This is a genomic window from Micromonospora sp. NPDC007271 (assembly GCF_040634005.1).
Classification (GTDB): Bacteria; Actinomycetota; Actinomycetes; order Mycobacteriales; family Micromonosporaceae; genus Micromonospora.
The window spans coordinates 1-1,011 of record NZ_JBEYER010000228.1; the positions used below are offsets into that span (position 1 = coordinate 1).

Sequence of the window (1,011 nt, forward strand, 5' to 3'; positions counted from 1 at the left end):
TCGCTCATCGCATACGACCACTGAGCAGTCCGAACTTCGGACTCAATCATCTAGTGGTGTCCTTGCCGGGATGCATCGGAGCCATCCGGAAGCCTGTCCGCGATAGAAGATGCCGGCACCCCCTGGGTACCGGCACTCCTCGCGTCCCGGCGACCACCCCTGACTCCGGCAACGCGCACCCCTCACCCGTTCATCGGCTGGCGTCTCCACGGGGTTACGGCCTGCATCAGCGGCGGCTAACGGCGTCCGTTGTGAGGGGGCGGCCAGCCAGGGCAAGCGTCGCTACGACCAGCGACGCGCGTGGACTGCTGCACTGCAGGTCAGCGCCCCGCAGCTTCGCGGCGCCGGCGTGCTGGCCGGCTGCGTCCGCCGCGCCCGGCCACCTCTTGGTGAGCGTCCGGAAAACTCGGGTCACCAGTCGCCGGCGCGGCCCGTCACGGTCATCACCGACCAAGCGGCTGTTGTGACGGGCAGGTGACAGTCGCCCAGGCAGGGTGAACGCACACGGCCCCCAAGGCCCCGGGCCGCGAGGGGCGGAGGCATAGCCGGCGAGAGGGGTCCCGATGGGTCGACTGTTGGTCGTCAGCCGGATCGTGCCGGGCGTGCAGGGGCGCGTGGCGCAGATCTTCGCCGAGTCCGACGCAACCGAACTGCCCAGCCTGACCGGCATCCGGCACCGGTCGCTGTACTGCCTGCACGACCTGTGCGTCCACCTGATGGAGACCGCCCACGTCGACCCGGACGCGGCGGCCGGCCTACGCGACCACCCGCTCTTCCGGCGGGTCAACGAGCGGCTGTCGGCGCACACGTCGGCGTACCTGCCGACCTGGCACTCCCCGCGGGACGCCGTCGCCAGCTGCTTCTACAGCTGGGACGCCGCCAACGTTCCCGCACCGGGACCGGTCCGCTGACCCCACTTCGGACCGGCGTATCGACCGGATGTGCGCCGACGCCGTTAACGGGCTTCCGGTTCAGGTCGAGTGGTTCGGCAGTGCCCGCACCTGGAACCGG

Annotated in this window: 1 protein-coding gene; it reads left to right on the forward strand. The window is 70.4% G+C overall.

Annotated features, from left to right (window positions below; genetic code table 11):
* Positions 1-563 precede the first annotated feature (563 nt).
* Complete coding sequence (locus tag ABZ570_RS34045) at positions 564-911, forward strand: TcmI family type II polyketide cyclase (RefSeq protein ID WP_358072312.1); 348 nt, start codon at positions 564-566, stop codon at positions 909-911.
* The last annotated feature ends 100 nt before the right edge of the window (positions 912-1,011 follow it).